This is a genomic window from Tidjanibacter massiliensis, assembly GCF_900104605.1.
Taxonomy (GTDB): domain Bacteria; phylum Bacteroidota; class Bacteroidia; order Bacteroidales; family Rikenellaceae; genus Tidjanibacter; species Tidjanibacter inops.
Map to the genome: position 1 here is coordinate 931,564 of NZ_LT629960.1, position 21,378 is coordinate 952,941.

16 protein-coding genes are annotated in these 21,378 nt (G+C 55.4%); 9 read left to right on the forward strand and 7 right to left on the reverse strand.

The annotated features are described in order from the left end of the window. Positions 1–61 precede the first annotated feature (61 nt). Entirely contained in the window at positions 62–892 is an 831-nt protein-coding gene (locus BQ5361_RS10595) for an InlB B-repeat-containing protein (protein ID WP_143047514.1), read from the reverse strand. 831 nt (positions 893–1,723) lie between these two features. Here BQ5361_RS10595 and BQ5361_RS05115 point away from each other — a divergent pair. Next, complete coding sequence (locus BQ5361_RS05115; RefSeq protein ID WP_257587946.1) at positions 1,724–2,329, forward strand: DUF4377 domain-containing protein; 606 nt, start codon at positions 1,724–1,726, stop codon at positions 2,327–2,329. 115 nt (positions 2,330–2,444) lie between these two features. Beyond that, a complete protein-coding gene (locus tag BQ5361_RS05120; protein WP_035472442.1) occupies positions 2,445–3,965 on the forward strand; it encodes a leucine-rich repeat protein in 1,521 nt (506 codons plus the stop codon). Positions 3,966–4,095: 130 nt separating this feature from the next. On the opposite strand, the gene BQ5361_RS05125 is transcribed toward BQ5361_RS05120, so the two are convergent. Continuing rightward, entirely contained in the window at positions 4,096–4,686 is a 591-nt protein-coding gene (locus BQ5361_RS05125; RefSeq protein WP_022064245.1) for a hypothetical protein, read from the reverse strand. A gap of 232 nt (positions 4,687–4,918) precedes the next feature. Here BQ5361_RS05125 and BQ5361_RS05130 point away from each other — a divergent pair, with 232 nt between their 5' ends. After that, the gene (locus BQ5361_RS05130; protein WP_081976810.1) at positions 4,919–6,238 is read left to right on the forward strand and encodes an MATE family efflux transporter; all 1,320 of its coding nucleotides are present in this window, start codon (positions 4,919–4,921) and stop codon (positions 6,236–6,238) included. Between the two features lie 118 nt (positions 6,239–6,356). On the opposite strand, the gene BQ5361_RS05135 is transcribed toward BQ5361_RS05130, so the two are convergent. After that, positions 6,357–7,262, reverse strand: a complete 906-nt coding sequence (locus BQ5361_RS05135) for a bile acid:sodium symporter family protein (RefSeq protein ID WP_035472446.1) — start codon at positions 7,260–7,262, stop codon at positions 6,357–6,359. Between the two features lie 73 nt (positions 7,263–7,335). Continuing rightward, positions 7,336–8,640, reverse strand: a complete 1,305-nt coding sequence (gene der, locus BQ5361_RS05140; RefSeq protein WP_046445502.1) for a ribosome biogenesis GTPase Der — start codon at positions 8,638–8,640, stop codon at positions 7,336–7,338. Between the two features lie 224 nt (positions 8,641–8,864). Here der and BQ5361_RS05145 point away from each other — a divergent pair, with 224 nt between their 5' ends. From BQ5361_RS05145 to BQ5361_RS05175, 6 genes are all read left to right on the forward strand, one after another. After that, positions 8,865–9,557 carry a hypothetical protein gene (locus BQ5361_RS05145; protein ID WP_143047515.1) on the forward strand — a complete coding sequence of 231 codons (693 nt, stop codon included), beginning with the start codon at positions 8,865–8,867 and terminating at the stop codon, positions 9,555–9,557. A gap of 100 nt (positions 9,558–9,657) precedes the next feature. Then, positions 9,658–10,293: an outer membrane beta-barrel protein gene (locus BQ5361_RS05150; RefSeq protein ID WP_035472450.1), complete on the forward strand. Its 636-nt coding sequence runs from the start codon at positions 9,658–9,660 to the stop codon at positions 10,291–10,293. A 15-nt stretch (positions 10,294–10,308) separates the two neighbouring features. Next, entirely contained in the window at positions 10,309–11,292 is a 984-nt protein-coding gene (locus BQ5361_RS05155; protein ID WP_022064239.1) for a PhoH family protein, read from the forward strand. A 386-nt stretch (positions 11,293–11,678) separates the two neighbouring features. Then, positions 11,679–13,142 (forward strand): aminoacyl-histidine dipeptidase, encoded by a 1,464-nt coding sequence (locus BQ5361_RS05165; protein ID WP_035472454.1) that lies wholly within the window; start codon positions 11,679–11,681, stop codon positions 13,140–13,142. Between the two features lie 9 nt (positions 13,143–13,151). Beyond that, positions 13,152–14,159 (forward strand): diacylglycerol/lipid kinase family protein, encoded by a 1,008-nt coding sequence (locus tag BQ5361_RS05170; RefSeq protein ID WP_022064237.1) that lies wholly within the window; start codon positions 13,152–13,154, stop codon positions 14,157–14,159. A gap of 253 nt (positions 14,160–14,412) precedes the next feature. Beyond that, on the forward strand, positions 14,413–14,988 hold the full coding sequence (locus BQ5361_RS05175; protein WP_022064236.1) for an HdeD family acid-resistance protein: 576 nt from the start codon (positions 14,413–14,415) through the stop codon (positions 14,986–14,988). A gap of 541 nt (positions 14,989–15,529) precedes the next feature. On the opposite strand, the gene BQ5361_RS05185 is transcribed toward BQ5361_RS05175, so the two are convergent. From BQ5361_RS05185 to BQ5361_RS05195, 3 genes are all read right to left on the reverse strand, one after another. Then, a complete protein-coding gene (locus tag BQ5361_RS05185) occupies positions 15,530–16,630 on the reverse strand; it encodes a LamG-like jellyroll fold domain-containing protein (RefSeq protein WP_022064235.1) in 1,101 nt (366 codons plus the stop codon). A gap of 83 nt (positions 16,631–16,713) precedes the next feature. Continuing rightward, positions 16,714–18,177: a RagB/SusD family nutrient uptake outer membrane protein gene (locus BQ5361_RS05190; RefSeq protein WP_022064234.1), complete on the reverse strand. Its 1,464-nt coding sequence runs from the start codon at positions 18,175–18,177 to the stop codon at positions 16,714–16,716. A 12-nt stretch (positions 18,178–18,189) separates the two neighbouring features. Next, positions 18,190–21,285, reverse strand: coding sequence for a SusC/RagA family TonB-linked outer membrane protein (locus BQ5361_RS05195; RefSeq protein ID WP_022064233.1), 3,096 nt, complete (start codon positions 21,283–21,285; stop codon positions 18,190–18,192). Positions 21,286–21,378: the final 93 nt, after the last annotated feature.

Genomic DNA, 21,378 nt, shown 5'->3' on the forward strand with positions numbered 1-21,378 from the left:
AACACTCTTGAAAAACTGAAAATTATATCCCCTGCCAGAAGTATCCGGCAGGGGGATTTTATTAAGGGATAATTGATATCATTGGTTTGAATACAGCCATGATTCGCATATCCCTTTTTGCCGGGAATAGATAAGCGGTTTTTGTCGATAATATCTCGCCGGTATCCAGGTCTAACCAATGTACGAACTGATTACCGAAATTAGGCGTTGCCTCGATAGTCACCGCATTGCCGGTCGATGTTCCGAAAGAGCCGGCGCTGGTAGTACCAAGAGGTTTCCCCAAACTATTCTTTGTAACCGATATTTCGCAATGAACATTGATAGGATAAGTAAATCTCGCTTCATAAGTTTTATCCGATGTGACCTGAACCAAGTAAATATTGGACGAGCTTATTTTTTTATCGCCATCGAACCAACCGAGAAAACCTCTGTTGTCTTCCGGAAACGCTTGTAAAACGCAAATTTCTCCTTTAGCATAACGACCTGTGCCTCTGACTGTACCGGAAAGCGTACATTGTGGTTTACAAGTTATTGTATAGTGTGGTTTAGAATAAACGGTATTTAATGTAAAGATATCCATCTCTGACAAATCAGTATCGTTAACATTCCATGTGGACCCGTCCGATTTTTTCCACATATATGACACTCCTTCTGTCAGGGCACAGGCTGCTTCACACGAACCATATATCATGATGGAATGAGAATCAAATGGTTCTAATCCAGTACCATCCCACACAATTCTTCCGTCAGGTAGTTTCTCAACAGCTACTCCATTGGAGTAAATTATCACTTCATTCCCATTCTCTAAATACAGACTCTCCTCTGTATTCTCGGAATTTACCGGCAATACCTCTTGTAAATTGTCGTCATTGGCACAGCTCCAAAGTATCACCGATATAGCAAATAATAAATTTAATTTGGATAGTGTTTTCTAATCAGCATATTAATTTTATTTATTTGTTTGTTTGCATGATTTGTTTTTCCCTGATAACCTATTACAAAAAATATTGGGAAAATTCATTGTGGATTTACCGCTGGTTTTATTTTTATAAAAAATGAAACTCATTGTAAGATATGGATAGCGAGTCCGTACCTAATAACGTGCTGTCCGTTGCACTGCCCCAATGGTAAATATTTTAACAATAAAACACAAATCATGTTGTAGCGACCGAAAAGAATGTAAGTACATCAAGCATTCTCCGGCTGGCTTAACTAACTTATTTGTCATTTTTATTGGAAAAACAAGAATTTCTGCTATTTTATATTTTATTGCTTTTTAATAAGTTTGTGTATAACTTCGGGGTGTAGATGATTGATGGCAGTACGGGTTAGCCCCCACTGATGTCAGTGCCCCCAACCTGAACATTCGTAATCCGTACTGCCTTGCTTTGCAACAGAATAAATAAAGGTCGGGATTTGCTTCCCGGCCTTTATTCGTTTCCAAGGGCCTCTTGGTACTCTTTTCGTATTTGCATATACGGAACCATATGTCAAAACAGTAGGCATAGGCCCTAACTGCACCACAAAAATTCTTAATTTTGTGGCAGGGAACAACGCATCCGATGCCTTAACACGAGCAAAGACCATGAAAAAATTCCCTCTCTTCATTTTCATTTTGTGTGCCGCTTGCAGTATGTGAACCTGTACCGAAAGGGAAGACCCGCTGAAAAATATCGGCATTGACAGAGAATCGATCGTCAACATCGAAGAAATGACGCTTTACGTGGCATCGGTCAAAATGTATCCCTATACGGATAGAGAGATTTCCGAGGACGACTTGTATAACAAATACACGGAGGGATGTTTTATCGTCAAACATGCCCAGCACCTCGATTGGGAATTTGGCAAATTTACGGTTTACGATTTTCCGTACGAGAAAGGATATGAATATAAACTTCGGGGGCTGATGGTCGATTTCCTTCCGTTCGAGGCCAGGCCTGCCTGTGCATTCGTATGTCAGGAGATACTCTCCAAAGAGCCGGCAGATTCACAAATGCTGCCCGAACCGCAGCCGCTTCCTGACCCTATTTTACTTGATTCGGTAGAGCGGAACCTGTATGTAGCCTCCGACAAACGGCAGCATCCCGACATGCCCGAAGGGGAAAACCTTTACGAGTCCGCATGGGGCTTTCAGGTACGGGAGACCCCGAACACCGAGTGGCAGCTATACGACCGTCCTATCTATGATTTCGATTATGAAAAGGAATATGAATATACAATAGAGGTCGCCGAAGAAATTTGGGAGGATTTCTACGGCCGCATGTTCAATGCGGCACACTGGAAAGCGACCCTCTCGAAACAGGAAAAAGATTCCTTTGCAAAACCATAGCGCACAGGCGGCATGATGCCGCCTGTGTCATTTGTTACCAAGAAGTTGAATACAGCCCGCACTATTATCCGCAGCTAGCATCCTGTCGAACTGTACCGCATACGACGATTCAGTATTGACCGGACGCGTAGACGACCTCGAAAACCAGGTCACCCAACTCGAGGAGCTGTGCCGACAAATGAATACCGACATTGCAGCTTTACAGACCATTGTCGATGTACTGCAGGACAACGACTGCGTAACCGATGTCGTTCCGGTTGTCGAGGGCACCACCATCATCGGCTACACACTCCGTTTTCTCCACCACGCCCCTATCACCATATATCATGGAGAGAAAGGTGACAAAGGCGATAAAGGCGACGAGGGATTGACGCCGACAATCGGTATCCGTCAGGACACCGACGGCGCATTGTGGGAAAGGCTCGGCAAAGCGACGGGCGAGACGGGAACGACCAGAGAATCGTTCTTCCGGGACGTTACTCAGGATGCGGAGAACGTCTACCTCACCCTATCCGACGGCACGACGGTTACCGTACCGAAAGGAACTTCGCTGAACATATCGTTTGCGGAATCGGACCTGACCCGCATGCCTGTCAACTCTACCCGCGAACTTCATTACACAGTGACCGGCGCTATTTCCGAAGCGACGGTGGAAGCGCTATCCTCTGTCGATATGAAGGTCAAGGTGGAGCCCGACGATGCGACGGGCATCAATGGCAAAATCGTTCTCGTTTCCGGCGCGGAGATAAACGATGACAGCAAAGTCGTCATTTTCGTCACGAACGGCGAACGTATGCTGATGCGTACCCTCCTCTTCGACAAGGTCGGTATCCCGGCCGTCGAGGAGACGACCAAATGCGTGGATGCTGCGGGAGGCCGTATCGAACTGGCATTTCTGTCCGACAGCGATTGCGAGGCGGAGATTCCCGACGAGGCACGGAGTTGGGTCCGTGTCGCGCCGTCGAGCCGGGCCTTGACCCCGCACAGCATCGTACTCGATATCGCCGCAAATACCGACCGCCCCCGCAGTACGGTAGTGACGGTACGTTCTGTCTTCGTCCCGACACAGTGCATCGAGTACACCGTCGAACAGGCCGTCGGGTCGACGCAGCTTCTGTATACGACGACCGGCCCCTGCCTCCAATTGTCTTCAGACGCATTCGACGCCGCAATCGTCTCGCATACTTTCAAAAACGGCGTCGGCACCATCATCTTCGACAAGTCGATTACGTTTCTTCCGAAGAATACATTTGCTGATAATCCTACCCTAACAGGCATTGCCATTCCGGAAGGGGTTACATCTATCGAGACTTATGCAGTCTCGGGCTGTTCCTCGCTGACAAGCATCAAACTTCCGGAAAACCTTACCACCATCGGAACAGATACATTCGCCCAGTGCTATTCTCTCACAGACATTATTATCCCGGGAAACGTCACTCTCATCAAGGATGAAGCATTCTGCGGTTGCTTCGCTTTAACAAGCGTATATTGCCGTTCGGTCATCCCGCCTGTACTCGGCAATTATACATTTGAGAATACGCCTAACCCAACTATATATGTACCTACAGCCTCGGTAGAGGCCTATCGTGCCCAGTGGAGCGAATACGCATCCCAAATCGTCGGCTACGAATTCTGACGGCAGCGCGGCCAAAGCTGCGCGGGACAGTCCGACTGTCTCAACGGAATGCCCCGCAGTCTCCGCAATACGACGGGAGCGGAGTCCCTTGCGAGGACTCCGCTCCCGTCGTTTCGGCCTGCACCTGCCGTCAGAACTTGTAGGCGAGGCCGAGGTTCACCGTAGCGAGCCCGTACCCTACCTCGCCGAAAACGGCGAACCGCTGCGTGAGATAGTAACGGGCACCCACGTAGAATGCGAATTCGAAACCGCCCACTGCCGGGGCCGACGGTCTGAGGCCCGAGGGAAACGAACCGTAATCGTTGGTCATGGTGATGTTGTAGCCGAGGAACAAGCCAAGGTAGGTATCCAGCCTGTTGACGAACTGGTAGTGCAGCGCACCGCGCACGCCAAGAATGAGGTTGTTGAAATTCCACCCCGCATCAAGGTTATCGAATGCGCGGTATTTGGCTCCGGTGTAACCGATATAGGCACCGAGTCCCACTACGCCGCGGCCGTTGTTGAACAGGTTTCCTGTCACGGCGTATTCGCCGGAGAGCGATATGGGAGGCACCTTCTTGGTATAACTGTCGTTATACACCATGTTGCCCAACCCGATACCGAGGTTGAGCACCACATCGCCCTTCGAGAACACATCGCCGTCGCGGAACGGCTTCTTCTGGGCATTCGCTGCGCCGCCCATCACGCACAGGGCGAGCAAAAGTAAAGACAAACGTTTCATAATCATAAAATATTTTAGTTGGTATTACACTCCGGGCATCTCCGCAAGCCGCCCTCCGAGCATCTTTCCCGTGGATGTTTCAAAAACCTTACCAAACGCAGGAGGCACACCTCCGCAATCCCGGCGGCCGACTGTGCGGCGCAGCCCCTTTTTGCACAAACCTTCTTGTCCCATTCGGGAGGAAATGATATTTTTGCACATTCCGGGAGAGACACGCAAAGCCATGGACCTAATGAACAGGCGAATACTGAGACTCGCCATCCCAAACATCATATCCAACATCACCATCCCCCTGCTGGGCATGGTCGATACGGCGATAGCGGGCCGGCTGGGCGACGGTGCCGCCGCAATAGGCGCCATCGGCATCGGAACGACGATATTCAACATGATATACTGGACGTGCGGTTTCCTGCGCATGGGAACGAGCGGCATCACGGCACAGGCCTACGGAGCCCGCAACCTGCGCGAATGTACCGACATCCTCGTCCGTTCCATGTCCGTGGCCATCGTGCTGGCCCTGCTTCTCGTTCTGCTGCGCAACCCCGTAGGGCGGTTCTCGCTTGGGCTAATGCAGGGCAGCGAAGGGGCTCGGGCACTTGCAGCCGAATACTTCTTCGCCCGCATCTGGGCGGCACCCGCTTCCATATCGCTCTTCGCCATACACGGCTGGTTCATCGGGATGCAGAACTCCAAAACGCCGATGGTCGTCTCCATCATCTCCAACGTGGTGAACGTCGTCTTCAGCGCCCTGTTCGTCTTCCGGTTCGACATGGGCATCGCGGGCGTGGCCTGGGGAACGGTGGTGGCACAGTACACGGGCGTCGCGGTGTCGTGGATATTCTGGGGCGTCTACTACGGCCGGCTGGCAAAATATGCCGACCTGCGGCGCAGCATCCGGCTCAAACCCATGACGCAGTTCTTCCACATCAACAAGGATATCTTCTTGCGTACTCTCTGTCTGGTGACGGCCTACACCTTCTTCACGGCCGCCTCATCGCGTTTCGGCGACACCGTGCTCGCCACCAATACGCTCCTTATGCAACTCTTCACCCTATTCTCCTATATGTCCGACGGATTCGCCTACGCCGCCGAATCGCTGGCCGGCAAATACATCGGCGCTGGCAACCGTCCGGCCCTGCGGGAGGCTATCCGCAAACTCTTCGGGTGGAGCCTCGGCATAGCCGTTCTCTACGTCGCCGTCTACCTGACCGGGTGGCGCAGCATCCTCTCCCTCTTCAACCCCTCCGGAGCGATACTCGATACGGCTGGCGCTTACATCGGATGGGTTATCGCCATTCCGCTCGTGGGATGCCTGCCCTTCCTGATAGACGGCATCCTGCTCGGTGCGACACAGACGAAAACACTGCGAAACACCATGTTCATCGCCATCGCCCTCTATTTCGGACTTTACTACTCCACCGTCGGTCTGATAGGCAATAACGCCCTGTGGCTGGCATTCGTGGGATTCATCGCAGCCCGCGGCGGTCTGCTTATGGCGGCGACGCACAACCTCGACACCGGAAGGCTCATCGCCTACCGACAGCACGGCTAAACGGCCGACCGCCGAAAGACGAGAGATGAGAGATGAGAGACGAGAGACGAAATGCCGCACCTTCCGGTCTCTTTCGTCCCGGAAGGTGCGGCATCCGTCCGCTTCGACGGCTCAGCACTCAACTGCGCCCCCTGCCGTCCCCCTTATAACGCCACAACTGCCAACTGTTCACGATATTCTGCCAGATGACATAGGCGGCGGGCGCCACCGAAGAGAGGGGGTCGAGCCACGTCTGAGCCATCCAGATGGCCAATACCGTATTTTTCTGTCCGATGGACTGTCCTCCCGCCACCGTATCGCCGAAACGCCGGCCTATATATCTGCCGAGAGTGAACTGCAACAGGCAGATGACCAACGCAACCGCAGCGAGGAGTACCTCGACGGTATAATTCTCTTTCGGCTGCGCGAGCAGGAATTCCACCGTCCGTCCGAGTACCACGGTCAGCGAGGCGGCCCATATCCAGAATGAAATGATTTGCCGGTCACGGACAGCCTTGTGCCAGCGGGGGGCGAACCGCTCCAGCAGGACGGCGCAGACGAAAGGCAGGATGAGCAGCGGCACGACCTTCCACAGGATGATTCCGACCGACTGCAGGAACGAGAGCTCCGGATTGGCCCCTATGGCGGCGAAGAGCACCGGTGCGGCCACCGCCACCCCCATGTTGCTCATCAGACAGAACGAGGCCATCGTCGCCACATCGGCGCCGAGCATGCCCCCTATCGTGGTAGCGGCCATCGCCGTGGGCACGAAGGAACACATCATGGCCCCCTGGGCGAGCAGCGGATTCACCCGGCACAGTACGAGATAGAGCAGGATGCCCAGCGACATCTGCACCGCCAGCAATACCCAGTGAAACGTCCGGAACCGCACCTGTCCGGCCGACACGCGGCAGTAGGTCACGAACAGCATCGCGAAGATAAGGTAAGGGGGCAAAAAGGAGAGTTTGTTGAAAAAGCCGTGGAATACCGCGCCAATCAGCATGGCGAGGGGCAGCGCAATCGTGCGCCGTTGTTGGTGTGACATGTTACGAAACGTTTAAACCTTCCATGAACGCCCCGCCCCGGCAGCGCTTCTGCGGGAGGCGGGAAACCGACCGTTACTTCTGTCTGAAATATATCTGAATGGGTACTCCCGAGAAATCCCAATGCTCGCGTATCTTGTTTTCGAGAAAACGCCTGTACGTATCCTTTATATACTGCGGCAGATTGACGAAAAAGGCGAACACGGGCGTAGGGTTGGGAAGTTGGGCCGCATATTTGATGCGGATGTATTTTCCCTTTATCGAGGGCGGCGGTGTCTCTTCGATTATCGGCAGGATATAGTCGTTGAACTCCGAAGTCGGAATCCGCCGCGCACGCGACCGATAAACCCGCAGGGCTGTCTGAAGCACTTCGAGAATGCGCTGCCGGTCGGGCACGGAGGTAAAGATGACCGGCACATCGCTGAACGGAGCGAGTTTTTTCGCTATCGCTGCACGCCACTCTTTCATGGTATTGCTGTCCTTCGGGATGAGGTCCCATTTGTTCACCACGATGACGCACCCTTTCCGGTTGCGGACGATGAGATTGAAGATATTCAGGTCCTGCGACTCTACCCCCTGCGAGGCGTCGAGCATCAGGATACAGACGTCGGAACTCTCTATGGCGCGTATGGAACGCATCACCGAATAGAATTCGAGGTCTTCCGTCACCTTTCCCTTCTTGCGGAGCCCGGCGGTATCTATCAGGTAGAAATCCATGCCGTACTTGTTGTAGCGCGTATGGATGGAGTCGCGGGTAGTACCGGCCACGGGCGTCACGATGTTGCGCTCCTGACCGAGCAGGGCATTGGTCATGGAGGACTTTCCGACATTGGGACGCCCCACGATGGTGATGCGCGGAAGCTCCTCCTCCCCGCCGTCCCGTTCGTCGGGAGGCAGTGCGGCCACGATGGCATCCATCAGGTCGCCCGTACCGCTGCCGCTCATCGAACTGATGGCGTAGGGCTCGCCCAATCCCAGTGCGTAGAATTCGGGGGTACCGTAGAGCTGTTCGCTGTTGTCCACCTTATTGACCACGAGAAACACCTTCTTGTCGGCACGGCGCAGAATGTCGGCCATGAACATGTCGAGGTCGGTGATACCGGTACTCACCTCGGTCATGAAGAGTATCACGTCGGCCTCGTCGATGGCCAGCATCACCTGCCGCCGTATCTCCTCCTCGAACACATCTTCGCCGTTCACCGTATACCCACCCGTGTCGATGACGGAAAATTCGCGGCCGTTCCAGTCCGTACGCCCGTAGTGACGGTCGCGGGTGGTACCGGCCGTGGAATCCACGATGGCCTGCCTCATTCCCACCAGCCTGTTGAACAAGGTACTCTTCCCCACATTGGGACGCCCGACGATAGCTACTATGCCCATGATACCCGATTTTTAAATGTGCCGCAAAGATAGGCAGAATCCGGCAACTCAACAATCATACGCCACGGTCTCCCGTCGCTAACATCGATAAAAATTCACCGATTTCCCGGTAAAATTTTTTGGGAAACCTCCAAAATCCCTATCTTTAATATGTGTATATGTGCCAATTCGTCCGCAGCCATGCCGGAACCGGCATGACATCCGACCTTAAAACGTACCCGACGATGAACCGATTCATCCTTTACGCCGGCTTGCTCGCAGCAGCCGTCACCGCGGCGGGGTGCCGACAGGCCCCGACCGGCAATACCGACGGAGACGGAACGATTTCGCCTTCGTTCGTCCAGCAATATTACGACCTGTCAGCCATTGCCGTCCGGCAATATTTTGACTACCCCTATATTCAAATCATGCCGGAAACATACGAAACATGCAGCTATTCGGTTCCGCCGTCGGTACGGTTCAAAGCGCTCAGCGAAAAATACGGGGATACGGCCTACAACCGTCCGCTCGCTCCGTTCAGCCATACGGTATACTGCAACGAATTTTCGGGAATCGACATCTTCAGCGACAGGGATTTCGATGCCGCCCATCCGGCCGGAACCTCCCTCTCGGACATCGTGCGCATCGTGGGCGCCTCGCCTTACCGGTATATCCGGAACGGCTATACGGCTCCGTTCGACTGGAGGGAACTGCCCGAAGACTACCGGATAGAGAACGGAATCTCATATCTGGAGGGATACCTGCCGGTGAACGGGACGCTTTGCGAACTCGATGCGGAGGAGATGTATATGCTCGACCCTTTCGAACTATACCTGAAATTCACGATTCTCCCCGAGATAAAAAAACACACGGTTACCGTCGTCCTGCGGGAACAGGATACGGAGATAACGGGAAGTACGGAAATCATTTTCCCATAGAGATAACCCATCCGAGCGAGCGATTGTGGCTGCCGATATGCCGGCGAAAGGGAAAAAAGCCTATCTTTGTCGAAAGACAATCACTAAAAAACACAGGACTATGAAAAAGATTGCTTTAGCCGTTGCGGCGCTCTTGATTTCGGTTTCGGCCATGGCCGGGAACAACTACAAACTTCCGTTCGTATCGTTCGGTATCAAAGCCGGCTACACGACCAACCAGCAGAAAATCGACTACAAGGCACTGCGCAACGCCGAAACGATAAAGAAAAATGCGAGCGGTTTCAACGCCGGCATCGTGGCCCGCGTGGACTTTCCCCTGCTGCCCATCTACGTTCAGGGCGAACTGCTCTACGACTGGGGAAAATACAAGGACGTATCGCTGACAGGCCTCAACCCGACGAGCGTCACGACCAACAACTTCAGCGTACCGGTACTTGTAGGCGTAGGCATCGGCTCTTCCAATTTCGTCAAGGTACGCGCCAATGTAGGCCCGGTCTTCAACCTCGTCTCCACGGCCAAGTTCTCGAATGTGGAAAACGTGGCCGACCTCGAAAACATGTTCCGGAAACAGACCGTAACCTGGACCGCAGGCATCGGTGTGGACCTGTTCAACATCATGGTGGACATCCGTTACAACGGCGTCTTCTCGAAGAAGGACATCGCCAACATCGGCGACCTCGCCTCCATCAATACCCGTCCTACGAGCTGGACGTTCACCATCGGCTACCTGTTCTAAAACAGTCGGACAGGAATGCCTGAAAAGACCATAACGCTCGAAGGGGTGGAACCCCTTGCCTTCTACGGGGTCGCAAATGCCAACCTGAACCGGATTTGCGACCTTTTCCCGAAGCTGAAAATCGTCGCACGCGGTTCCTCGATAAAGGCTATCGGCGACGAAGCGGAACTGGAACGTTTCCAAGAGAAGATGCAGGCTCTCATGGCCTACTCTTCCAAATACGGCCACATATCGCCCGAAGTCGTCGGCCAGGTCTTCTCGGAAGGTCTCCACAAAGCGGAAGAGGCACAAAGCAAAGACACCATCGTCTACGGCAACGGCGGCCTTATCGTCAAGGCCCGCACGGTGAACCAGCAGCGCCTGGTAGAGCTGTACGACGACAACGACCTGCTATTCGCCGTAGGGCCCGCCGGAAGCGGCAAGACCTACACCGCGATAGCGCTGGCAGTACGCGCCCTGCGCAACAAGGAGGTGAAAAGAATCATCCTGACGCGCCCCGCGGTAGAGGCGGGCGAAAAACTCGGTTTCCTCCCCGGGGACCTCAAGGAGAAACTCGACCCCTACCTCCAACCGCTCTACGACGCACTGAACGACATGATTCCGGCAGCCAAGCTCCAGAAGTACATCGACGAGGGCACAGTGCAGATAGCCCCGCTCGCCTACATGCGCGGACGGACGCTGGACAACGCTTTCGTCATTCTCGACGAAGCACAGAACACCACCCTCTCCCAACTCAAGATGTTCCTTACCCGCATGGGACGCAACGCGAAGTTCATCGTGACGGGCGACATCACCCAGATAGACCTGCCGCGCCGTTCCGATTCCGGCCTCGTCCGGGCCATGGAGCTGCTGCGGGGAATAGACGGTATCGGCATCGTGGAGTTCGACCAGCGCGACATCATCCGTCACCGGCTGGTAAAGCACATTGTCAAGGCGTTCGAGAAGGAGCAGGAGCAGACGGCGGGCAAAGAGACGCCGGCGACGGACGAAGCACGCTGAACCGTCACACGACACCCGCGCAAGACGCAGGAATTTTCCAGGAAAGCGCAGCCACCAGGAGGATAGAACGTGATAACAGGACGGTAATACGTAATAATGTAAATCTTTCAGGCAATTTTATAAGGTTTTTCCGGGGTTTATTCACATCTTTGTTTCGACCGAACGCTGCGCGCTTGTGTATTGAAGAGACGCAGACGGGCGTTTGCGGCTTTTTGAATGAAATATTCATTATATTTGTTTCAGCGAACTGCCGGGTGAACGCACACCGGGCCTGCGCCAGCGATACGCCGGCGGTTGTGACGGGTATTTTCGCAGTACCGGAGGCAATGACGGCCGGCAGACGCGAAAAACGATAAACGAAACGAAATCACAAAATGCATAAGACTATGGACAAGGACTTGAAAAAACTGAAACCGGAACTGCTGTGGACGCGGTTCTCGGAGATATGCGCCGTTCCGCGCCCCTCGCACCACGAGGAGAAGATACGGGAGTACATCATCGACTTCGCCAAGAGACACAACCTGGACTACACCGTGGACGCCGGCCCCAACATCATCATCCGCAAACCGGCCACTCCGGGGATGGAGAACCGCAAGACGGTCGTCCTGCAGGCTCACCTTGACATGGTGCCGCAGAAGAACTCCGACAAGGAGTTCGACTTCGAGAAGGACGGTATCGAGGCCTACATCGACGGCGACTGGGTAACGGCCAACGGGACAACGCTCGGCGCCGACAACGGCATCGGAGCTTCGGCCATCCTCGCCGTACTGGAGGACCGAACGGTGAAACACGGCCCCATCGAGGCGCTCTTCACGGCCACGGAGGAGACCGGCATGGATGGAGCCTTCGCACTGCGCCCCGGCGAACTGAAGGGCGACATCCTCATCAACCTCGACTCGGAGACGGAAGGTGAACTCTATGTAGGCTGCGCCGGCGGGCTCGACCTGACGGCCACCATGAAGTACGATACGGTCAAGCTCGACCGCGAGAACTTCGCCGGATACCGACTCGAAATCAAGGGTCTCAAAGGCGGCCACTCCGGCATGGAAATTATCCTCCAGCGGGCCAACGCCAACAAGCTCTTCGCCCGCTTCATGCGCAACTGCCAGGAAAAGCTCGGCATCATGCTCTGCGACATCGACGGCGGCGGCCTGCGCAACGCCATTCCGCGCGAGGCATTCGCCACCGTGGCAGTGATGAAAAAACACGAGAAAGCCTTCCAGAATGCCGTCAAGAAGTTTGAAAAGATATACATCGACGAATACAAGGGCATCGAGGACGGCATTTCCTTCAAGGCCGTTCCTGTCAAGACTCCCTCCAAAGCCATCAATTTCTTCGACCAGGCCAATCTGGTGGATGCCGTATTCGGCTGCCCGAACGGAGTGATGCGCATGAGTACCTCGATGCCGGGGCTGGTACAGACCTCCTCGAACCTCGCAAGGGTGGTGTCCGAACGCGGCTACTTCAAAATCATGTGCCTGCTTCGCAGTTCGGTGAATACCGAAAAGGACGACCTGGCCCTCATGATACGCACCGTCTTCGAGCTCACCGGAGCGACCGTCAGGACTTCCGGAGCCTACGACGGCTGGAATCCGAACATGGATTCGCCCATTCTCAGGGCGATGAAGGCTGGATACAAGGAACTCTTCGGCAAGGAACCGGCCGTCATGGCGATACACGCCGGACTCGAATGCGGCATCATCGGCGGCAAATATCCCGACATGGACATGATATCCTGCGGCCCCACCATCAAATATCCCCATTCGCCCGATGAGAAGGTAAACATCGCTTCGGTCGAGAAGTTCTGGAAGTTCCTCTGCCACACGCTGGAAACCATCCCCGTGAAATAAGGGAAAGCGGTGGACGGAACGGTAGGGTATAAACCTGCGGAGAGCTCCGGTGCCAAATGGCTCGCAATTATCAATCCCTCCGCGGCGGGCGGCAGCGCCGCCGCGGAGTGGCCATTGATAGACCGATTGCTGCGCAGGGCCGGAATCACTGCCGAGGCGGTCTTCACCGCGCATCGGTACCATGCGGTGGAGCTGACTGTCGCCGCCGTCAACGACGGCATAAGACACATCATCGCGGTAGGAGGCGACACGACACTGCATGAAGTGGTGAACGGACTCTTCATCCAACGGGCCGTCCGGCCGGAAGAGATAACGCTCGGCATCATCCCGACAGGCAACTGCAGGATAGCCGGCATACCGAAGACATATCCCGAAGCGGTTTCGGCCATCGCTTCGGGATATGTCTCTTTATACCACATCGCAACCGTCTCATACAGTCAGTCGCACTACCGACAGGAGCGCCTGATGGCAGGCGAAGCCGGCATGGGACTGTATGCCATGCTCGCAGCCCGATTCAACCGGCTCCGGGAAGAGGGCAAAGCGACCGTACCGAGACGCCTTTGGGCCGTACTGGAAAGTATCCTCTCCTACCGCGCTCCGCAAGTACGTATCTATGCGGACGGACAATCCGTCTACTGCGGCCGTGCCGCGGGTGCTACCCTCGTCATCTCCGGCGAGTTTCCCGAAGGGCATTTTGAACTCACCCTGCAGCCCGGAGGCTGCCGAATGACCTGTCTGCGCCTCTTCTACAAGCTGTTCCGTGGTAAACCGTATGACCTGCCCGGCAGCCTGCACTGGAGAGGCAGAGAGATACGCATCGAAACGGACAATATTTTCGCCGTGGAAGCCGACGGCGACCCGCTCGGAGACACCCCGCTCGGATTCCGGATAACGGAAGCTGCCGTCAGACTGGCACTCCCCGCCCCAGCAACCGACAGAACGGCAGAGGAGAGCGCTCCGTACAGATACAAACGCTCCGTACAGTATATTCCGCGCAACTCACGTCCGTCTCTCTAAACGGAAAAAGCCCGGCAAAGACAGCCGGAAATGGCAGCCGCAAAAGGGCTCCCCTCAGCAAACCAGCCTTTCATCTCCAAGAAAGACGCCTATTCCCCGGAGACCGTTCCCGACCGGGAGGCTTCCAGGCCAATATCCTGTCACCAAACAGCAACCACATCCGCACGCCCCTCCCGCCGCATCCTGTTTTTGCACGGTTCTTGTAACGTTTAAGCCAGACATAATTTTTCTTAACCGTTAAAAACATTTTGATATGGAAACATTAATGGAACGTTTCAAAAGCCTAACACGCTATTGGTGGGCAATGCTGATACTCGGCGTGGCCATCTTCGTGGTGGGTATTCTCATCTTCACCTATCCGGGCGAAAGCTACATAGGCATGGCAGCACTCTTCGCCGTACTGATGCTCGTTTCGGGTATCATCGAGGTGGTAATTGCATTTACCGAAAAGTACATGGTAGGCCGGGGATGGGCCGCGGTACTGGGTGTCCTGGAAATCATCCTCGGCATCATCCTGATATGCAGCCCGGCCATCACGGCCATGATGCTTCCTATCGTACTCGGCATATGGTTGCTGTTCCGCGGTATCGGTCTCATCGGCATCGCGAGCGAAATGAGCCACTTCAAGGTCAATGGCATGGTATGGACCATCATCCTCGGCATTCTACTCATCATCTGCTCGCTGATGATACTCTTCCAGCCACTGTTCGGCATCGCAGCCGTCGTGGTATGGGTAGGCATATCGTTCCTGGTAGCGGGTGTATCGCTCGTGGTGTTCGCCTTCCAGCTGTTCAGCATCAAGAACAAGTTCAAGAAACTGACGGAATAACCTTCGCGGTTTCCGCACGCAAGCCGCCGTACATCCGGATGTACGGCGGCTTTTTTATTCCTTCGTCCGAACAGCTCTCCGCTTCCTTCCGCCGGAGCACGGCCGACAATATCAGCCCGAATACGAATATGAATCCGATTACGTTCCACAGGCTTCCCGGAATAAATCCCGTCCCCACTCCTGTACCGGAGAACAGGCAGGAAAGCCCTCTTCCTATCCCAATTCCAGACATAATCCTGTATGCCACAACCGGGCACGACCGTTCCGGAGAGCAGGCCCACCGAGGTATCCGACTCTGCACACGCCCCGCACGCCGGCCTCTTCCTGACACGACGCGGCAATCCGGCACGTCTTTCTTTCCTGGTACCCCGTACACATTCCGCATCATGCGACAATCCGCCCTGCACCAGACCGTCCCGAAACCGGCCGCTCCCTCCTCCACGACCGCCGCACACGACCGGAAGCCGGGACGACAAAAAAAACGGGGCCCCGGATTCAACTCCGGAGCCCCGTATTCGATATCCCTTGCGGGATGAAAATTCTACTGGGGTTTCTGCATCTGGTACAGACGTGCCACCTGTCCTGCGGTCAGCGTCGTATTGTAGATGCCGAGATTATCTATGGCCCCCCTCATGGAGTCCCAACCGTCGGGAGTCTTCCACGAATCCCACTCCCAGGTAGCGGCCTCGTCGTAAACGGTCGCCGCACCGATGAGCAACGGAAGTTGGCGTCCTATCGGGGACACATACGCCGAAGCGATGGAACCGGTCAGGTTCTCCTTGGTCGCGGAGTCCCAGGTCTTCGTGGCGATACCGTTCACATAGAACACTACGGTATGGGCATTGAGGTCCATCGTAACGGCCAAATGTACCCATACACCGTCCTTGACGGTCCCTACCGACTCGTTGTCCATATCGACCGTCGCTGTCGTGGTCTTGACCGTGAAGAAAGGCTTGCCGTTGTTCTCTACGTTCAGTTTCCAGTTGTTCCAGTAGTTGAGGGAGACGATGTAGTTGTTCGCACGGCTCGCGTCGTCCACCTTCACCCATGCCGACCACGACATGTTGTTCATCAGAAAATCGGCAGGATTGTAATCCTCCACTGCCAGGTAGTTACCCTTGCTGAAGTAGATGGCCTTGCCTGCGCCCACACCGTCCACCAGCGACGGAAGTTCGGTATCGGAACCGAATATCTCCGCCGGCCCGGCCTGCAGCACGCCGACCACCGGTTTGGTACCGGTCGAAGCGACGGTGTTGTCATTGATGGTCTCGAAATCGAAGAAAGCGATGACACTCGAATCGGGAATGCTTTCATACTTGCTGCCCACAAAAGTCTCCTTGGCGAGCGTCAGGTTATTGGTCATCAGGTCCACCTGCGACTGCGTGGCGTTCTGATTGTCGCGGATGGCCTTGGCGTCGTTCACCGCATTGGTGAAGGCTTCGATATTGGCCTCCGGATAGTCGTCGGCCGTCGCCCCGTCGAGCAGTGCTTCGCACTCGATTATCAACGCTTCGAGCTTGGTTTTATCCACGTCTCCGTTGCCGCCCGAATTACCGCCCTTCTTGTCGCAGGCGGTGAACAGCATGACAGCCGCACCCAACATGAGCACGAAAGCCGATGCACTTTTCAGAAAATTTTTCATAATTGTTTGTTTTAAAATCGGTAAATATTGAGATTGTTCAGATAATATCCGACTTGCCGGCCTTGTTCGCCCCGTTCCCGCTCTCACTGCTCTATTCCCTTGTTCGAATCGAGTTCCGACTGCGGTATCGGGAAATAGAAGCGGTCTCCGGTCCAAACGGATGCAATATCCGGGCCAAGCGCCTCCACGGCGATTTCCCGGCCCCAGCGCATCAGGTCGAAGAAACGGTGCGATTCGAACCCGAGTTCGCGCCGGCGTTCGAGCCGTACGGCAGCCAACACCTCCTCCTGGGTTCCAGCCGTCGTAGGCGCCAGTCCGGCACGGCCGCGCACGAGATCGAGCGCATCGCAGGCATCCTCCAGATCGGTACCCGTGTTACGGTTCGCCAGCGCCTCGGCCTTCATCAGCAGCACGTCGGCATAACGGAGATAAATGTAAGGCAGATAACCGTCGCTCTTCGTTCCGACCGGGACTTCGGAAAGCGGCTGTTCGTACTTTTTCACGAGATATCCCGTAGGCGACCAGCTCGCATCGAACGTATCGCCGTTCACCCACGGCTGACCGGGACGGCCGATGGATATGTCCAGACGCGGGTCCGTCTCCCCTTCCTCGGTCTGCTCGTTGAAACAATCCACGAAACTCTGCGTGGGGGCATTGAAATAGTAGCCCGTCTCGACAGAGGGGGCGAAATAGACGTTCAGGATATTACCCAGTCCGGGATTCTGCCCGGAGAGGTGACGCGCCGCAAAGATGACCTCCTTGTTATCCTCCGCACCGGGGACGAACAGCTCCTGGTAACTCTCGGCCAGCTCGTACTGATGCAGCGCTTCGAGACTCTCGATGTCGCTGAGGCAAGCTCCCCAATTCTGACGGAACAGATGTACCTTGGCCCGCAGGGCATAGGCGGCCCCCTGTGTCACACGCCCTGCATCCTCACCCGAATAGGAAATGGGTACGGTCGATGCGATAACATCGGAAAGGTCGCTCTCTATCTTCGCATACACGGTCTCCACGTCGCTGAGTGCAAGATTGCCGTTATCGGCGGCATTGGGTTCTGTCCGCAACGGCACTGCGCCCCAGATGTTCACGATATGGAAATAGTTCAGCGCCCGGAGAAACTTGGCCTCGCCGATGAGGCGGCTCTTCAGCTCCTCGTCCATCTGGATACCGGGAATGTAGGCAATGGCATTGTTGGCCCGGGCCACCCCTTCGTAGAGGTAGGTCCAATAGTCGCCGAGAATGCCGTTGTCGGCCATGGCGGAAAAGTTATTTATATAGTCGATATCGGACTTGTCGCCCGCGCTGCCCCCCTTCTCGGAGTCGTCCGACGCCACGTCGCCGAACACCCAGAGCATGTTCTGGTCGCTGGTGAACATGATGTTATTGTAGATGCCGTTCACGGCCCGCTCGGCATTGGCAGCCGAGGTGTAGAAGGTCTTGCTGCTGTAATCGGTCTGGAGCTCTTCGGTCAGGAAGTCGCTGCACGCGACGGATGCCGTACAGCAAACCGCCGCAACCGATATGTATGATATAATATTCCGTTTCATCGTATCCGCGTTTTAAAAAGTGAGATTAATACCGAACGTGAACGAACGGGCTATCGGATAGGTACCCCAGTCGATGCCGGCGGCACGGTCGCCTTCGGAGGCAGAGTTGGCGCTCACGGTCATCTCCGGGTCCATGCCGGGGTACTTGGTGATGGTGAAGAGGTTGGTGGCCGCAAAATAGACGCGCAGCCGGCTGATGCCTATCTTCTCCGTCTTCGGTATGGTGTACCCTATCTGGAGGTTCTTCAGACGCATGTAGGAGGCGTCGTAGAGGAACCGCGTGGATACCCTCGCGTTGTTGAACTTCGCCTTCCACGATGCACGCGGCTGCGTATTCGAGGTGCCGGGCCCCGTCCAGTGGTTATCGAAATAGTTCTGTGTCACGTTGAACGCACGGTAGAACCCTTCGATGTCCTGTGCCACCTGCATGTATATCTTGTGACCGAAAGCCCCCTGGAAGAAGCAGGAGATGTCGAAATTCTTCCAGTAGCCCGAGAGATTGATACCGGCGGTGAACTTCGGTATCGAGGAACCGACATGCACACGGTCGTTCTGGTCGATGACCAGGTCGCCGTTCTGGTTGACGAACTTCACGTCACCGGGCTGTATGTCGTCCGGATTGGAAGACTGCGACGGGGAGGTGAGTATCTCCATGCGGTCCTGGAAGATGCCGTCCATGACGAGCATATAGAACGAACCGACCGGATAACCGGCTTCGGTCAGGGTGACATAGACGCCGTTGTCCACGCGGCCGCCCGGCACGCTGCCGTTGATGGCGAGCACCTTGTTCTTCAGCCAGCCGCCGTTCACGCTCACTTCGAAACCGGCGTTTGCGAAATTGCGGCGATAGAACATCTCGAAGTCGATACCCGTATTGAGCATGCTTCCGTTGTTCACCCACGCGGGCTGCGCATTACCTGAAGAGGGCGGCATGGTCTGCAACATGAGCATGTTGTCGCTCCGCTTATAGAAATAGTCAATCGAGAAACCGAAGGTCTGACGGAACATCTCCACGTCGATACCGACATTGAGCTGGCTGCTCGTCTCCCATTTGAGATTCTCGTTGCCTATCTGCGTCTGTACATACCCCGGTGCCACCACTCCGCCAAAGGTCGAATTGTAATTGGGCATATACCGGTCTTCTGTCGCATAGGCCGTCACATTCTGGTTGCCGGCCGTACCCCAGCCCGCACGCAGTTTGAGGATATCGATGAAATCCACGTCCTGCATGAAGTTCTCCTGTTCGATGTTCCAGCCTCCCGATACGGAGTAGAACGTTCCCCAGCGGTTGCGTCCCTTGAACCGGGAGGTACCGTCCTCCCTGACCGTCGCCGCCGCATAGTACTTCTGCTTGTAATTGTAGTTCACCGAACCGAAGAACGACGCCAGCGTGAATGCCTGCTGGTTCTCATAGGATGTACGCCGCTGTTCATCGAGTCCCTTACCGATGAATATCAGGTCGTCGGCGAAATTCTGGTCGGTATTCTGCATGCTGTACGTCGTGGTGCGCACCGCCTCGAAACCGGCCATGGCCGACACATTGTGGTCGCCGAACGTTTCGCCCCAGTTGAGCACCGTATTGAACGTCCAGTTGAAATTGTCGTAATTCTCCACCAGAAGGCTGTTGGGATTGTTTATCCTGCCGCCCGTACCCCACGTCTGGTTGAACTGCCTGTATCTCCCCGACATGTAATCGACGCCGGCCACCGTCCGCGACGTGATGTTGAGCGGGAGTTTGATAAGCATGTTCGCCGCCGCGATGACCGCCTTCTCGTTGCGTACCCGGTCGGTCTCATTTATCACGCCCATCGGGTTGTAGCCGTCGCCGAAAAAGGTGTTGTAAATTCCCTGTCCGAAATAGGCGCTCGGCAGGTCCACGTAGTTGCCGTCGGCATCGTAGGTGGGGATGGCAGGCGTACGGAACAGGGCGTAGCGGATGGCACTGCCTCCTTCGTTGTTCTGATAACCGTCGCCCGAGCTGGGAATGCTCTGCGTCTCGGCCATGCTTCCGATGACGTTCATCCCGACATTGAGCCACGGTTTGACGTCGGACTGTACATTGGAGCGGAACGAAATCTTCTTGTAACCGCTGTTCTTGATGATACCGTCCTGGTCGAAGAACGAACCCGACACCGCATAGGTGGTACGTTCGCTGCCGCCCGTCACGGAGAGCTCGTAACGCTGCAGCGGAGCCACCCGGAAAAGTTCCTCGACATGGTTCACATCGGCCAGTCCGTCGAGATAACTCCCCTCGATGAGGTCGCGCTGCACGCCGCCCATGGCATTGTCGTTGCGGGCGGCCTCGTTATAGATGGAGATATAGTCGGCCGTATTCACCATCGGGGTAAGATAACCGTGGGTCTGCACGCCCGCCTCCGCATTGAACGATACGGTCGCCTGACCCGCCCGTCCCTTCTTGGTGGTGATGATGACGATACCGTTGCTGCCCCGCGAACCGTATATGGACGTCGAAGCCGCATCCTTCAGTACGGTGATGTCCTCGATATCGTTGGGCGACACGGTATTGAGACCGCCCTCTATCTGGATGCCGTCGATAATGTAGAGCGGCTCGTTGCTGGAGTTTATCGAACCCACGCCGCGTACACGCACCGACACATCGGCACCCGGAGCACCGCTGGCCGAGGCGACCTGAACGCCCGGCACACGCCCCTGAAGGGCGAGCTGAGCCGACGGTACCGGAATCTGGGCGAGTTCGGCACCCTCCACCTTGTTCACCGCACCGAGCACGTCGCGCTTGCGCTGTACCGCGTAACCGACCACCACCAGCTCCTCTATCTGGTCGGAAGCCATATCCAGCGCGACATCAATGACGGTACGTCCTCCGACCGCCACCGTACGGGTTTCGTACCCCAGATAGGAGAATTCGAGCGAACCATCCTCGGGCACATTGTTCAGTTCATACGAACCGTCCACGTCGGTCGCAATCCCGTGCGTGGTTCCCGGCACGACGACACTCACCCCTATGAGCGGTTCGCCGGTCTGGGCATCGGTCACGATACCCTTGACCGTAGCGGTCTGCTGCGCCGCAACGGGTATCAGCGGAACCGCCAGGACAAGACAAAAAAGAAACAGTAGTTTTCTCTTCATACCAATATGTTTTAAATTGTTCGTACACCATTCGCCCCCTCCGTCGCAGGGAATATCCCGTACGGAAGGGGTCAACCCTTTCCGTACGGGAAA

Coding starts and splice junctions, on each gene's coding strand:
- BQ5361_RS05125 (WP_022064245.1), bottom strand. CDS start 4,686: ATGAAACGTTTGTCTTTACTTTTGCTCGCCCTGTGCGTGATGGGCGGC.
- BQ5361_RS05150 (WP_035472450.1), top strand. CDS start 9,658: ATGAAAAAGATTGCTTTAGCCGTTGCGGCGCTCTTGATTTCGGTTTCG.
- BQ5361_RS05190 (WP_022064234.1), bottom strand. CDS start 18,177: ATGAAACGGAATATTATATCATACATATCGGTTGCGGCGGTTTGCTGT.
- BQ5361_RS05130 (WP_081976810.1), top strand. CDS start 4,919: ATGAACAGGCGAATACTGAGACTCGCCATCCCAAACATCATATCCAAC.
- der (WP_046445502.1), bottom strand. CDS start 8,640: ATGGGCATAGTAGCTATCGTCGGGCGTCCCAATGTGGGGAAGAGTACC.
- BQ5361_RS05155 (WP_022064239.1), top strand. CDS start 10,309: ATGCCTGAAAAGACCATAACGCTCGAAGGGGTGGAACCCCTTGCCTTC.
- BQ5361_RS05135 (WP_035472446.1), bottom strand. CDS start 7,262: ATGTCACACCAACAACGGCGCACGATTGCGCTGCCCCTCGCCATGCTG.
- BQ5361_RS05165 (WP_035472454.1), top strand. CDS start 11,679: ATGGACAAGGACTTGAAAAAACTGAAACCGGAACTGCTGTGGACGCGG.
- BQ5361_RS05175 (WP_022064236.1), top strand. CDS start 14,413: ATGGAAACATTAATGGAACGTTTCAAAAGCCTAACACGCTATTGGTGG.
- BQ5361_RS05145 (WP_143047515.1), top strand. CDS start 8,865: ATGAACCGATTCATCCTTTACGCCGGCTTGCTCGCAGCAGCCGTCACC.
- BQ5361_RS05185 (WP_022064235.1), bottom strand. CDS start 16,630: ATGAAAAATTTTCTGAAAAGTGCATCGGCTTTCGTGCTCATGTTGGGT.
- BQ5361_RS05195 (WP_022064233.1), bottom strand. CDS start 21,285: ATGAAGAGAAAACTACTGTTTCTTTTTTGTCTTGTCCTGGCGGTTCCG.